Source organism: Candidatus Planktophila sp., assembly GCA_030681675.1.
Taxonomy (GTDB): domain Bacteria; phylum Actinomycetota; class Actinomycetes; order Nanopelagicales; family Nanopelagicaceae; genus Planktophila.
The window spans coordinates 225,240-239,370 of record JAUXRP010000003.1 but is presented as its reverse complement, the minus strand read 5'-3'; the positions used below and the strand labels follow the sequence as shown (position 1 = coordinate 239,370).

At 47.6% G+C, this 14,131-nt stretch carries 15 protein-coding genes; 11 read left to right on the top strand and 4 right to left on the bottom strand.

The genetic code is table 11. The annotated features are described in order from the left end of the window. Positions 1 to 612 (top strand): tRNA (adenosine(37)-N6)-threonylcarbamoyltransferase complex transferase subunit TsaD (locus Q8K48_01770; protein ID MDP1851125.1); only part of this gene is annotated, 612 nt, incomplete at its 5' end. Here the strand turns inward: Q8K48_01770 and Q8K48_01765 are convergent. Together Q8K48_01765 and Q8K48_01760 are read right to left on the bottom strand one after the other, a co-directional pair. Further along, a complete protein-coding gene (locus tag Q8K48_01765) occupies positions 609 to 875 on the bottom strand; it encodes a type II toxin-antitoxin system RelE/ParE family toxin (protein ID MDP1851124.1) in 267 nt (88 codons plus the stop codon). The two genes, Q8K48_01770 and Q8K48_01765, sit on opposite strands and share 4 nt — an antisense overlap. Further along, positions 872 to 1,120, bottom strand: a complete 249-nt coding sequence (locus Q8K48_01760; GenBank protein MDP1851123.1) for a type II toxin-antitoxin system Phd/YefM family antitoxin — start codon at positions 1,118 to 1,120, stop codon at positions 872 to 874. Before Q8K48_01760 ends, Q8K48_01765 begins: the two co-directional genes overlap by 4 nt. A 159-nt stretch (positions 1,121 to 1,279) precedes the next feature. Here Q8K48_01760 and groES point away from each other — a divergent pair, with 159 nt between their 5' ends. Both groES and groL read left to right on the top strand, forming a co-directional pair. Then, positions 1,280 to 1,567, top strand: coding sequence for a co-chaperone GroES (gene groES / locus Q8K48_01755; protein MDP1851122.1), 288 nt, complete (start codon positions 1,280 to 1,282; stop codon positions 1,565 to 1,567). Beyond that, positions 1,568 to 3,202, top strand: coding sequence for a chaperonin GroEL (gene groL / locus Q8K48_01750; protein MDP1851121.1), 1,635 nt, complete (start codon positions 1,568 to 1,570; stop codon positions 3,200 to 3,202). It begins immediately after the preceding gene. A gap of 93 nt (positions 3,203 to 3,295) precedes the next feature. Here the strand turns inward: groL and Q8K48_01745 are convergent, their stop codons facing one another. After that, entirely contained in the window at positions 3,296 to 3,598 is a 303-nt protein-coding gene (locus tag Q8K48_01745) for a WhiB family transcriptional regulator (GenBank protein MDP1851120.1), read from the bottom strand. A 112-nt stretch (positions 3,599 to 3,710) separates the two neighbouring features. Here Q8K48_01745 and Q8K48_01740 point away from each other — a divergent pair, with 112 nt between their 5' ends. From Q8K48_01740 to Q8K48_01720, 5 genes are read left to right on the top strand one after another with little or no spacing between them, the layout of a single operon-like run. After that, complete coding sequence (locus Q8K48_01740; GenBank protein MDP1851119.1) at positions 3,711 to 4,595, top strand: MerR family transcriptional regulator; 885 nt, start codon at positions 3,711 to 3,713, stop codon at positions 4,593 to 4,595. A 50-nt stretch (positions 4,596 to 4,645) separates the two neighbouring features. Continuing rightward, entirely contained in the window at positions 4,646 to 5,764 is a 1,119-nt protein-coding gene (locus Q8K48_01735) for an IMP dehydrogenase (GenBank protein ID MDP1851118.1), read from the top strand. Then, positions 5,761 to 6,873: a GuaB3 family IMP dehydrogenase-related protein gene (locus tag Q8K48_01730; GenBank protein MDP1851117.1), complete on the top strand. Its 1,113-nt coding sequence runs from the start codon at positions 5,761 to 5,763 to the stop codon at positions 6,871 to 6,873. The genes Q8K48_01735 and Q8K48_01730 overlap by 4 nt, the downstream gene beginning before the upstream one ends. Then, positions 6,866 to 8,416, top strand: coding sequence for a glutamine-hydrolyzing GMP synthase (guaA, locus tag Q8K48_01725; protein ID MDP1851116.1), 1,551 nt, complete (start codon positions 6,866 to 6,868; stop codon positions 8,414 to 8,416). Before Q8K48_01730 ends, guaA begins: the two co-directional genes overlap by 8 nt. A 2-nt stretch (positions 8,417 to 8,418) precedes the next feature. Beyond that, positions 8,419 to 9,063: a peptidylprolyl isomerase gene (locus Q8K48_01720; GenBank protein MDP1851115.1), complete on the top strand. Its 645-nt coding sequence runs from the start codon at positions 8,419 to 8,421 to the stop codon at positions 9,061 to 9,063. Here the strand turns inward: Q8K48_01720 and Q8K48_01715 are convergent. Continuing rightward, the gene (locus Q8K48_01715) at positions 9,060 to 9,785 is read right to left on the bottom strand and encodes a PIG-L deacetylase family protein (GenBank protein ID MDP1851114.1); all 726 of its coding nucleotides are present in this window, start codon (positions 9,783 to 9,785) and stop codon (positions 9,060 to 9,062) included. The genes Q8K48_01720 and Q8K48_01715 overlap by 4 nt on opposite strands. A gap of 26 nt (positions 9,786 to 9,811) precedes the next feature. Between Q8K48_01715 and pcrA the strand changes: the two genes are divergently transcribed. The 3 genes from pcrA to sucD are packed head-to-tail and all read left to right on the top strand — an operon-like array spanning position 9,812 to position 14,129. After that, a complete protein-coding gene (gene pcrA / locus Q8K48_01710; protein ID MDP1851113.1) occupies positions 9,812 to 12,052 on the top strand; it encodes a DNA helicase PcrA in 2,241 nt (746 codons plus the stop codon). 31 nt (positions 12,053 to 12,083) lie between these two features. After that, positions 12,084 to 13,247 carry an ADP-forming succinate--CoA ligase subunit beta gene (sucC, locus tag Q8K48_01705; GenBank protein MDP1851112.1) on the top strand — a complete coding sequence of 388 codons (1,164 nt, stop codon included), beginning with the start codon at positions 12,084 to 12,086 and terminating at the stop codon, positions 13,245 to 13,247. Further along, the gene (sucD, locus tag Q8K48_01700; protein ID MDP1851111.1) at positions 13,248 to 14,129 is read left to right on the top strand and encodes a succinate--CoA ligase subunit alpha; all 882 of its coding nucleotides are present in this window, start codon (positions 13,248 to 13,250) and stop codon (positions 14,127 to 14,129) included. The last annotated feature ends 2 nt before the right edge of the window (positions 14,130 to 14,131 follow it).

Here is a 14,131-nt window from a genome sequence, read left to right as displayed (position 1 = left end):
TCACTTTTGCAAGTCGATGACATCACTGGATCAATTATCAAACTTGGGGCAACGATGGATGATGCCGCGGGTGAAGCCTTCGATAAAATTGCACGTGTGATGAAGTTAGGGTTTCCAGGCGGCCCAGCTATTGACACACTCGCTAAAACCGGTGATGCCGAATTCATTAATTTTCCTCGCGGCCTTACAACATCTAATGATTGGCAATCTCGGCCATTTGATTTTTCATTCTCTGGATTAAAAACCGCCGTTGCGAGATATTTAGAAGCCACACCCGATTATGCAAAGGCCAATGTCGCAGCATCTTTTCAAGAGGCGATTGTTGATGTTCTACTTCTTAAATCTCTGGCTGCCTGTAAAGCTTCAGGTATCGATTCTCTTGTAATCGCCGGGGGAGTCGCCGCTAACTCACGACTTCGAGCAGTGGCCGAGGCGCGCTGCGAAAAGGCCGGCATCCGCCTTAGGATTCCAGCCCCTGGTCTGTGTACCGACAACGGTGCAATGGTCGCCGCCCTCGGTGCGCTTATGGTCGCCGCTGGCCGAGCACCCAGCCCTATCGCCTTTGACGCCGATTCCAGCCTGCCAGTAACAACGATTTCAATACAGAGTTAATTGACTGTTCTATATATCTCTCGGCGATGTCCTAAATCGATTATCAGAATTATCAAGCGACCTGAATCTATTGAGTAGAGAATTCGGTAGTCGCCAACACGGACTCGAAAGTAATCGCTACCCTTAATTTTGACCGCAAGAGGAGGCCGCGGGTTATCTCCCAATAATTCAATGGCCGCGTAAATTCTTAACTGATCTTGTTTCTCTAATTTCTCTAACGATTTTCGTGCAACTGCTTTAAATTCAATCTTGAAATGGCTCACACCAAACCGAGTTCACTCTTCACTTGATTCCAAGGAATTGATGGGGAAGTGTCTCTAAGGGAGGCCTCGATCGAGGCAAGGTCTTCCATGTCTTCAAGTGCGGATAGGAGCTCCTCGTAGCGTGAAGGGCTCACAACTACCGCTGCTGGAACTCCATGACGTGAAATGGTAATTGCCTCGGTTTGAGCCTGGTCAATCAGAGATGGAAGCTCACGGCGGGCATCGCTTAGTGGAATAGTGGTCATGGGAAAAATGTACAGTATTAATATTTATATGTACATTTTGACTGAATTCTCCGATTTGCTGGCGGGAATATGCTCGCCTAGAGTTGGCGTTAGCACTCACGGGTCCACACTGCTAACGGGCCTGCACGAGGAAAACAACGCACAAGAGGAGCTAAACACATGGCAATTAAGCCACTAGAAGATCGCATCGTTATTAAGACTAATGAGGCTGAGACAACAACAGCGTCAGGTCTTGTAATCCCAGATACAGCAAAAGAGAAGCCACAAGAGGGCGTAGTTCTCGCCGTTGGACCAGGTCGCTTTGATGACGGCGTTCGCGTTCCAATGGATGTAAAAGTTGGCGACGTTGTTTTGTACAGCAAGTACGGCGGAACTGAAATCAAGCACGGCGGAGATGATCTCTTGGTGCTTTCAGCTCGCGACATTCTCGCTGTAATCGAGAAGTAGATGGGAAAGTCCCTTCAATTCGATGACCACGCACGTCGTGCGATGGAGCGTGGCGTCAATATTCTTGCCGACACTGTCAAGGTAACGCTTGGACCTAAAGGTCGAAACGTCGTAATCGCAAAATCTTATGGTGCTCCAGTCATCACAAACGATGGCGTAACAATTGCTAAAGAGATTGAACTCTCTGATCCAGTTGAAAACATGGGCGCTCAGTTAGTTAAAGAAGTTGCAACAAAGACTAATGACGTTGCCGGCGACGGAACAACAACTGCAACAGTCCTTGCACAAGCAATGGTTAAAGAGGGTATCCGCAACTTAGCCGCTGGCGCACAGCCAATGGATATTAAAGCTGGAATTGAAGCGGCAGTAGCTGCAGTCTCTGAAAAACTTAGCGCACAAGCAACTAAAGTCAATGGAAAAGCACAGATTGCAGATGTTGCAACTATCTCCGCGCAAGATCGTGCAATTGGAGAGTTAATCTCAGAGGCTTTTGAGAGAGTCGGCAAAGATGGCGTAATCACTGTTGAGGAAGCTTCAACTACTGGCTTAGATCTCGAGTTCACCGAGGGAATGCAGTTCGATAAGGGCTACATCTCTCCATACTTCGTGACCGATCAAGATCGCATGGAGGCAATCCTTGAAGATGCTTACGTGCTTATCTCGGCCGGGAAAATCTCAGCCCTTGCAGACTTACTTCCAATTCTTGAAAAGGTTTCGGCTTCATCAAAACCACTGTTAATTATTGCCGATGATATTGAGGGAGAAGCTCTCTCAACTTTGGTAGTAAACCGGATGCGTGGAGTCTTTGCATCGGCAGCAGTTAAGGCACCAGGCTTTGGCGATCGCCGCAAGGCAATGTTGCAAGATATTGCAACTCTGACCGGAGGACAGGTTATTTCAGCAGAGGTTGGAATGAAGCTTGATGCAGTCACTCTGGAAGATCTCGGTCGCGCTCGCCGTATTGTGGTTTCTAAGGATGCAACAACAATCGTTGAAGGTGCTGGAGACAAGGCGGCAGTTGCCGGCCGAGTTAACGAACTTCGCAAAGAGATTGAAAACTCTGACTCCTCATGGGATAAAGAGAAGTTGCAAGAGCGTGTAGCAAAGCTTGCTGGTGGAGTCTGCGTTATTAAAGTTGGTGCACACACTGAGGTCGAACTCAATGAGAAGAAGCACCGTCTTGAAGATGCAATCTCTGCAACACGTGCTGCAGTTGAAGAGGGAATTGTCGTTGGCGGAGGCGCTGCCCTAGTGCATGCAGCCGATGTTCTAGAGGGTGACCTAGGATTCACTGGAGATAAGGCCGTTGGAGTTCGCTTAGTTCGCAAAGCATGCGATGAGCCACTTCGTTGGATTGCAGAGAATGCAGGACTTGAGGGCTACGTTGTTGTAGCTAAAGTCCGCGCAATGAAAGATAACGAAGGCTTTAATGCGGCAACTGATGTTTATGGCGATCTTGCAAAAGATGGTGTCATCGATCCAGTAAAGGTAACCCGTTCAGCACTTGCAAACGCAGCATCGATTGCGGCAATGTTCATTACAACGGAGGCCGTTGTATTCGAGCGCCCAGCAGATGCACCAGCCGATGCAGGTGGCAGTGGCCACTCACATGGTCCAGGTGGACACTCACACTAATACGTAGCACAACAAAAACCCCCGCAGATTTTTCTCTGCGGGGGTTTTTCTCTTAACTCAGGAGGAGAGTTAAATCTTTAAAAGGATTTAAATTTATGAGGCGTGTGAAATTTCAGGGTTTAGATCCCTTCCAATTATGTTTAAGCGATCATCTTCAGATAGACCACCCCAAATTCCATAAGGCTCTTGCACGGCGAGTGCATGTGTGCGACAAGCCAGCATCACGGGACAGGTTGCGCAAATAGCTTTGGCGGTATTTTCGCGGTGACGGCGACGAGGTCCACGTTCGCCGTCGGGATGAAAAAACATCTCGGTCGGAAGATCTCGACAAAGACCCTCATACTGCCACTCCCATTCATCGGCAACGGGGCGGGGTAATCTCGATAGTTCAGCCATGCCCTGACTATACAACCGCGCCGTAGGTTGTTCAAGCCAATTCGAGCCATACCTTCTTCAAAGGCTCTGTTTTGGAGTGGTGTGTAGGCCCACTTAGCGCAACGATAAGCACATGGCGATCAACGAGGAGCTCCTGACAGTAGCGGCTGTAGCACGCCGCCTAGGAGTAGCCCCCTCGACTCTGCGCACGTGGGATAGGCGTTATGGACTCGGGCCATCGCTGCATGTGAGTGGAGAGCATCGACGGTACTGCCCATTGGACGTAGCAAAGTTAATGATGATGCGTCGGCTCATCTCAACAGGTGTTGCACCAAGCGAAGCAGCTGATAGGGCTAACTCCCAACAAATTGAAGAAAGTTGTGAAGTGATTTGCCATGAGTATGAAGCTCGCGATGAGTTAGTTGTGGCCATTCATAAAGCTGCCCACAATTTTGACATAGAGTTTATTGAAAACGAATTGAGAAGAGATTTGGCCACATATGGCGTGGACTCAACCTGGACACAAGTCATTACCCCTGTCCTTGTTTTAGTCGGAAAAAATTGGGAGGAGACTGGTAAAGGCATTGATGTTGAACACTTATTAACTGAGATATTGAAACGTATTCTCCGCGAGTGTGTTCAAGCGGCCAATAAACCAATTAATGCGCGCCCAGTTCTCCTAGCTGCTGTAGGAGATGAGCTACATTGTTTGGCACTTCACGCTTTAGCTGCTGCGTTAGCAGAGCGAAGAATTGAAAGCCATTTCTTAGGCCCGCGAACACCACTAGAAGCAATTTCAGGAATGGTAACTCGCTTCGCGCCTCCGGCAATTTTTCTCTGGGCTCAGTTGGAGGAAAATGCACTACCTGAGTTCTTTCGAGAACTACCGGCAGTCCGCCCCACTCCAAGAATTGTCCTCGGCGGACCAGGGTGGGATCGCAATACATGCACGGGGGTTGTGCTAGTTGAGGATTTATCACAGGCCTGCCTTGAAATCGAGCGTGCCGTAGGAGTTTAAAGCCCCGATAGACTTCGCACCTTCACGAACTGCACAAATGAGGAGGCGCATTGAGCGAGAACGATAAAGTCGCAATGCTTGGCCTGACCTATGACGACGTGCTGCTTCTTCCAGATGCATCTGATGTTGTTCCCTCAGAAGTCGACACAACCACTCAATTAACTCGCACCATTTCAATTGCCGTTCCTTTAATTTCATCGGCGATGGATACCGTTACTGAATCTGCAATGGCTATCGCTATGGCTAAAGTCGGCGGAATCGGAATTATCCATCGCAACTTGCCAATCGCCGATCAAGTAACGCACGTAAAATTAGTTAAGAACGTTGGCTTAGCAGGAGCTGCAGTAGGCGTTGGCGACGATGGATTTGCACGCGCACAAGCCTTGATTGAAGCCGGTGTAGATGTAGTTGTTGTCGATACCGCCCATGGTCACCATCGAGCAGTACTCGAAGCAATTTCACGAATAAAGAAATTCGCGCCAATGATTCAGATTATTGGCGGCAATGTAGCAACGCGAGCGGGTGCACAAGCACTCATTAACGCCGGTGCAGATGCAGTAAAAGTTGGAGTTGGACCAGGTTCAATTTGCACAACCAGAGTTGTTGCAGGTGTTGGAGTGCCACAAATAACTGCAATTATGGAGGCTGCTAAGGCATGCAATAAAGCGGGCATACCTTTAATCGCCGATGGTGGACTTCAATACTCAGGTGACATAGTTAAAGCTATTGTTGCTGGGGCTAATTCCGTCATGCTTGGTTCATTGCTCGCAGGATGCCAAGAATCTCCAGGTGAGCTTGTTGAAATAAATGGAGTCAAGTACAAGGCGTATAGAGGTATGGGTTCACTTGGTGCAATGCAATCGCGCGGTGAACAAAAATCCTATTCAAAGGATCGCTATATGCAAGACGATGTTTTATCGGAAGATAAATTAGTCCCCGAAGGAATTGAGGGCAAAGTAATTTTTCGCGGAAGTGTTGAAGATGTTGTGCATCAACTAGTTGGTGGACTTCGTTCAGGAATGGGATATGCGGGTGCTCCAGATATTCAAACTCTGCGCCGTGAAGGACGATTAATTCAAATCACTGCAGCGGGTCTGCAAGAGAGCCATCCACACGATGTGGCACACGTAGCCGATGCCCCTAATTATCAAACGAGAGGTCGCACATGAGCGAAGTTGAGATTGCACACGGAAAGCGCGCTCGAACCGCTTACTCTTTTGATGACATAGCAATTGTCCCAAGTCGTCGCACACGTGACCCAGAAGAGGTCTCTACGGCTTGGCAAATCGATGCGTACAAATTCGATTTACCGATGCTTGCAGCCCCAATGGACTCTGTCGTATCTCCAGAGACTGCTATTGAAATAGGCCGCCTCGGTGGCGTAGGAGTTTTAAACCTTGAGGGTCTGTGGACTCGCTATGAAGATCCGCGTATTCCGCTGGGAGAAATTGCCTCAATGCCAGACAAGCATGCGACTCAACGAATGCAAGAGATTTATAACGAACCAATCAAACCTGAGCTTATTAAGGAGCGAATACAGCAGATTCGAGCTGCTGGCGTCACAGTTGCAGCCTCACTTTCTCCAGCACGTACAGTTCAACTCCACAAAGCCGTTATTGATGCAGGTGTTGATATTTTTATTATCCGCGGAACAACGGTCAGCGCCGAACATGTTGCCGCTGAATCCGAAGCGCTAAATCTTAAGAAATTTATTTATGAACTCGACGTTCCCGTGATAGTGGGCGGCGTAGCTACGGCGACGGCGGCACTTCACTTAATGCGTGCAGGTGCTGCTGGTGTATTAGTGGGTTTCGGCGGCGGCGCAACACACACAACACGTAAAGTCTTAGGAATCGAAGTACCCATGGCTTCGGCAGTTGCTGAAGTTGCATCGGCACGACGTGAATATCTAGATGAGTCTGGTGGGCGATACGTTCATGTAATTGCAGATGGGGCAGTTGGCCGAAGCGGTGACATCGCAAAGGCGATTGCCTGTGGAGCAGATGCCGTCATGATGGGATCCCCACTTGCTAAGGCGACGGAAGCACCTGGACTTGGCTGGCATTGGGGATCAGAGGCACATCACCAAGTATTGCCACGTGGAGAACGTGTGCCGGTCGGCACGGTTGGAACACTTAAGGAGATTTTACTTGGACCTTCACGAACTTCAGATGGTTCAATGAACTTATTTGGCGCACTCCGCCGCGCAATGGCTACCTGCGGTTACTCCGATGTTAAAGAGTTCCAGCGCGTAGAGGTACTTATTCATCGTGCCTAATGATCGTGGCGTATTAGTAGTCGATTTCGGGGCGCAATATGCCCAACTCATTGCGCGCCGTGTTCGCGAGGCCAATGTGTATAGCGAAATCGTTCCATCGACAATTTCGGCGGCAGAGATAGGTTCTAAGAATCCATCCGCAATTATCTTGTCAGGTGGGCCATCGAGTGTGTATGCCGAAAATGCGCCGGATTTCGATGCCGCTATCTTTTCCTTGGGTATTCCTATTTTTGGAATCTGCTATGGATTTCAAGTGATGGCCGCGGCTCTCGGCGGCGTTGTGAGTCAAACAGGAAAATCGGAGTTTGGCCGCACTGAAGTGCAAGTTTTACAATCAACAAAAATCTTTGCAAAACTTCCGGCACAGCAAAACGTATGGATGTCACATGGAGATGCAGTTACGAGCGCCCCATCCGATTTTATTGTCTGTGCAACAACTGCGGATACTCCAATCGCCGCATTTGAAAATGCAACTGGTGAAATAGCCGGAGTCCAGTTTCACCCGGAAGTACTGCACTCTGAGCATGGCCAAGAGATCTTGCAGAATTGGCTAGTAAATATTGCTAAATGTGATGCGACGTGGACAACTACAAATATTGCCGAAACAGAAGTTGCTAAAGCAAAGGCGCAAATTGGAGATAAGCGCGTAATTTGTGGCTTATCTGGTGGCGTGGATTCAGCCGTTGCAGCTGCAATAATTCAGCGTGCCGTAGGAACCCAATTAACGTGCGTATTTGTTGATCACGGCTTGCTTCGCAAAGGCGAAGCCGAGCAAGTTGAACGTGATTTTGTTGCCTCCACTGGAGTCAACCTTGTTGTCGTAGATGCCAAAGAGGTTTTCTTGAGTGCACTCAAAGGCGTAGTTGATCCAGAAGAAAAACGAAAGATAATTGGACGCGAGTTTATTCGGGCATTTGAAAAAGCAGCTCGCGATATCGCATCAGGTGGGGAAGTAGAGTTTTTAGTTCAAGGTACGCTTTATCCAGATGTAGTTGAGTCTGGTGGTGGAACTGGCACTGCAAATATTAAATCTCACCACAATGTTGGTGGTTTGCCTGATGATCTCACATTCACATTAGTCGAGCCACTTCGCTCCTTGTTTAAAGATGAAGTTCGCCAGGTGGGAATTGAGCTCGGCCTGCCGCAAGAAATCGTATGGCGCCAACCATTTCCTGGGCCAGGACTTGGAATCAGAATTGTCGGCGAAGTAACGCAAGAGCGTTTGGATCTTCTGCGTGAGGCCGATTCAATCGCCCGCTTTGAATTGAAGGCGGCGGGTCTAGATCGTGATATTTGGCAGTGCCCAGTTGTTTTATTAGCTGAAGTTCGGTCGGTCGGCGTGCAGGGTGATGGTCGTACATATGGACATCCCATCGTTTTGCGGCCTGTTTCCAGTGAAGATGCCATGACTGCGGATTGGTCGAGAGTTCCCTATGAAATTCTTGAGAAAATTTCGACGCGAATTACCAACGAGGTGCGAGAAGTCAATAGAGTCGTGTTAGATATAACCAGTAAACCACCCGGAACTATCGAATGGGAATGACCATGAAAAGAATTTTAATAGTGTGTATTTCTCTTACTCTTGCTTTAACGACTTCAGTAGTTGCAGTTAATGCTGCACAGAAATCGACGCCAGTTAAATGTGTCGCGACTAAAGCAATAGGTCATACTCCAAAAGTAGTAAAGCCAATTGCAAAACCGTTCACTAAACTTCCTAAAACTTTTACGCTTAATACTAATTGTGGAACGATTGTCATTACAAGCGTAGGAAAAAAAGCACCTTGGACGCTCACTGAAATGTCCACACTTGCCAAAGCCGGCTACTTTGATGGCTCTTTGTGTCATCGCCTTACAACTGCGGGAATCTACGTTTTACAGTGTGGCGACCCAACTGCAACTGGCTCGGGTGGTCCAGGGTTCTCATATCCCGATGAAAATCTTCCGGTTAATGCGCTCAACAACTATCCAGCCGGCACGGTTGCAATGGCTAACTCAGGACCGGGCACTAATGGAAGCCAATTTTTTCTAGTATTTGCCGACACAACATTAGGTCCTGATTACACAATTTGGGGAAAGATTACAAAAGGTTTAGAGATCGTACAAGCAATCGCTAAAGCCGGAGTCAAAGGAGGCGGGGCAGATGGAACACCTAATACAAAGATTGCACTTACTAAAGTAAGAGTTCGCTAATTTGTATTAACTATTTTGAAGGCTTCAGCGATGCGACCTTCTGCAAACCCAGCAGCAAGAGCGTTGCGTTGACCCCACTCACGAACCATGTCCTCTAAATTCTGATTGTGGGCGGTCTGTGATGCATGAGAATGCAGAGCTTTCATCTTTAAATCAAATGTATCGGTGATGTCTACAAAGTGATCTGGGTTTGCAAAAGCAGTTACCCAAACCTCTTTAACTCGCCACGGCGCAAGAGATTCTTCATGAAGCAGATCGGTAAATGCAAAAGGGTTACGTGCATCTGGGTAAACAGCTTGAATGGCAGCCTCACCAGCTGCTAAATGGTCTGGATGGCTAGCACCAATACGATCCCAATTACGTTCTGGACTTTGGCAGACCAAGCGATCAGGTTGGGAGATTCGAATCTGTCGGACTAAATCTTTTCGTAGACTAATTGTCGGCTCTAAGTGACCATCAACGTAATTGAGGAAAGTAATATCTGTCACGCCAATGGCTGCGCCAGCCTCGCGCTGTTCACGTTGACGAATTGCTGGCATCTCTTCTTTAGTAAATCCAGATTCTTCGCCACCTTGATCACCATTTGTACAAAAGACGTAGGCGACTTCAATCCCTTTTTTAACCCATTGGGCAATTGTTCCAGAGGCACCAAAATCTGAATCATCAGGGTGGGCGCTAATGACCAAAACTCGTTTGATCTCACTATCGGCGATCGGTTCCATTGTCGTAGCCTAATAGACTTAGGCTCATGGAGAGCGCTGAAAACTTATTATCAGAACTCAACCCCGCACAGATCGCCGCAGTTACTCATGCGGGAGGCCCTTTATTGGTTGTCGCTGGAGCCGGCTCTGGAAAGACCCGAGTTCTCACACGTCGTATTGCTTATTTAATGTCCCATCGAAATGTAGCCTCTTATCAAATTTTAGCAATTACATTTACTAATAAGGCGGCCGGAGAGATGAAAGCACGCGTCGGCGAATTAGTTGGTCCAGTTGCCCAATCGATGTGGGTTTCGACCTTTCACTCTGCCTGCGTCCGCATCTTGCGACAAGAGGCGATGCGGCTGGGGTATAGCAATTCATTTTCAATCTATGACTCTGCTGATTCACTTCGATTAGTGACGATCGTAGCTAAAGAGTTAAATTTGGATTCGAAACGCTATCCAGCACGACAATTTCAAGCAATAATTTCGAATGCAAAAAATGAACTTATGGGACCTCAGGATTATTTAAATGCAACAAGCAATACCTTTGAACAGGTTGTGGCCGATGTCTACAGCATTTACCAGCAACGTTTACAACGTTCCAATGCAATGGATTTTGATGATTTGATTTTAAAGACGGTAGAGGTTTTACAGCGGTTTCCCGAGGCAAAAGCCCGCTATAGGTCTCGCTTTCGCCATGTGTTAGTTGATGAGTATCAAGATACAAACCATGCGCAGTACATTTTGGTTAAAGAGTTAGTTGGAAATGTTAATGAGGGATTGGCGCCAGCAGAGTTGTGTGTGGTTGGAGATGCAGATCAATCTATTTATGGCTTTCGTGGCGCGACAATTCGAAATATCTTGCAGTTCGAACTCGATTATCCAAATGCGACTACGGTTTTACTTGAGCAAAATTATAGATCGACACAAAACATTCTCAACGCTGCAAATGCCGTTATAACGAAAAACGTGAGCCGAAAGGAGAAAAACCTCTGGACAGATTCGGGTTCGGGCGCACTCCTTACCGGTTATGTGGCAGAAAATGAACACGACGAAGCCAGATTTGTTGCCGATGAAATTCGAGAGCTCCAACGAGATGGAAAATCACGGCCAGGGGAGACCGCAATTTTTTATCGCACGAATGCACAATCACGCGTCTTTGAAGAAGTATTTATGCGTGGAGCGTTGCCATATAAAGTCGTTGGTGGATTACGATTCTATGAACGTCGCGAAGTTAAGGATTTATTGGCATATCTAAGGGTGTTAGCTAACTTAGAGGATGAGGTTTCCCTCCGCAGAATCATTAATCTACCTAAACGTGGAATCGGCGATACATCTCTAGATTATGTGGATCAATTTGCAAGAGCGCAAGGAATATCTTTTTGGGAGGGTTTGCTTAGATATTCAGAGGCACCAGGGTTATCAGCACGTGCAGCGCAATCGATTCAAGAGTTTACATCAATGATTAGCGCTCTCCACGTTTTAGTTGAAGCTAAGACGCGACCATCGGTAATCGTTGAGGCGGCACTCGAACAATCAGGTTTATTGAAGGAGTTAGCCGATAGCACCGACCCTCAAGATGAGGTCCGTGTTGAGAATTTAAGGGAATTAGTGGCGGTTTCTATGGAGTACGAGGAGCGCGAGTTTGAAGAGCTAATTGAAGATGAAGAGATTTCATTGGCAGGCTTCTTGGAAAAGGTCTCCTTAGTTGCCGATGCTGACGAGATTCCAGAAGGTGATGACCATGGTGGAGTTGTAACAATGATGACTTTACATACGGCTAAAGGTCTTGAATTCCCAACAGTATTTTTAACTGGAATGGAAGATGGAGTATTTCCACACTCTCGAACTCTTGACGAAAAGGACGAGGTTGAGGAAGAGCGACGCCTAGCTTACGTAGGCTTAACTCGGGCACGAGAACGGCTTTATATTTCACGTGCGCAATATCGCTCAACATGGGGTGCACCAAATTACAATCCGCCGTCACGTTTTTTAGATGAAATACCGGAAGATGTAATTGAATGGCGCAATGAGAGTTCAACGTCGCTGTCACCATCGTTGATAAAGCGATCTCGAGTTGCAGCGTCACCGCCGCCGCGCGCAACTGGCAAGAAAATTTCCTCAATCGAACTGAGCGTCGGAGAACGTGTGTCACATGACACATTTGGTTTAGGCACCGTAATTTCGGTGGCAGGTGAGGCAGATAAGGCGGAGGCGACAATTAAATTTGGACAATATGGCGAGAAGCGATTGCTGCTGCGTTATGCACCCGTTGAGAAGCTCTAGGATTACCCCCTAATCATGATATGGAGTACTTGTGGATCTCTTTGAATATCAAGCCCGTGACTTATTTGAAAAGCATGGCGTCCCAGTTTTACCTGCAGCTATAGCGACCACGCCTGATGAGGCCGAAGTAGCCGCAAGAAATATCGGTGGAAAAGTTGTCGTGAAGGCACAAGTAAAAACCGGTGGGCGCGGAAAAGCCGGAGGTGTGAAGCTTGCAGAGGATGCCGCCGATGCGCGGATAAAAGCAGGCGCAATTCTCGGAATGGACATTAAGGGTCACATAGTTCGCACCGTCATGATTGCAGCTGCGGCCCCCATTGAATCCGAGTATTACCTAGCAATTCTCCTTGATCGCTCAAACCGAACATTCCTAGTTATGGCCTCAGTCTCTGGTGGAATGGACATCGAAGAGGTGGCTCACACCGCTCCTGAAAAATTAGCCAAGATTCCAGTTTCCGCAGTCGATGGAATTAGTGCTGCAAAGGCGCGAGAGATTGTTAGTGCAGCTAAATTTCCTCTTGATGTAGCAGACCAAGTTGCCGAAGTTTTGTTGAAGCTTTGGGAAGTTTTTCAATCTGAGGATGCAACTTTGGTGGAAGTCAATCCACTCGTGAAGACTAAAGATGGAAAAATAATCGCACTTGATGGGAAAATCACTTTAGATGACAACGCTGAGTTCCGTCAGAGTGAGCATGCGGCTCTGGTCGATCACGAGGCAACAAACGAATTAGAAGCAGCCGCGAAGGCGAAAGATTTAAATTATGTGAAACTAGATGGACAAGTTGGAATTATTGGCAACGGCGCTGGACTGGTAATGAGCACGCTCGACGTTGTTGCATATGCTGGGAAAAAGTATGGCGGAGTTTTACCGGCAAACTTCCTAGATATTGGTGGAGGTGCTTCGGCTCAGATTATGGCCGATGGTCTTTCGATTATTCTCGGTGATAGCGATGTTAAGAGTGTTTTCGTAAATGTCTTTGGTGGCATTACTTCATGTGATGAAGTTGCAACTGGAATTGTTCAGGCGCTTGAACTTCTTGGTCCTAAAGCTACCAAACCCATCGTTGTTCGTTTAGATGGCAACAATGTATTAGAGGGTCGTGCAATTTTGGCCAAAGCGGGGCACCCATTAATCGAACAAGTCGACACAATGGATGGAGCAGCAGACCGTGCTGCAGAGTTGGCGGCGTTATAAATGGCAATTTTTCTCGATGAAAACTCGGTTGTAATCGTTCAAGGCATGACTGGCTCTGAGGGCACCAAACACACTCGTCGTATGTTGGCATCCGGAACTAAGGTCGTTGGAGGAGTGACGCCAGGCAAAGGTGGGCAGATCGTTGATATCGATGGTCACCAACTACCAGTGTTTAACACTGTCGCGCAGGCGATGAGTGCGACAGGGGCAAATACTTCTGTTGTTTTTGTTCCACCAAAATTTGCCAAAGCCGCAGTCATTGATGCAATTGATTCAGCCATGCCTCTAGTAGTTGTAATTACAGAGGGTATCCCCGTTCACGATACCGCAAGCTTTTATGCCTACTCAGTAAGCAAAGGAACTACACGCATCATTGGCCCTAACTGTCCTGGATTAATAAGTCCTGGGAAATCTAATGTTGGAATTATTCCAGCCGACATTACGGGTGCGGGTCCAATCGGCTTGGTTTCAAAATCTGGAACGCTTACGTACCAAATGATGTACGAGCTTCGTGATATCGGTTTTAGTACGGCAATTGGAATCGGTGGAGATCCCGTTATTGGAACAACTCACATCGATGCACTACGAGCATTTCAAGATGATCCTGATACAACAGCGATTGTTATGATTGGTGAGATCGGTGGCGATGCTGAAGAGCGGGCAGCTGCATTTATTGCAGATTATGTAACTAAGCCCGTGGTTGGATATGTCGCCGGATTTACTGCCCCTGAAGGCAAAACAATGGGACATGCAGGTGCAATTGTCTCTGGCTCATCTGGAACTGCACAGGGAAAGAAAGATGCACTGGAAGCTGCCGGCGTAAAAGTCGGCCAAACTCCCAGTGAGACCGCTCAGTTGTTGCGCGAAATCTTGGGGCGCTAAAG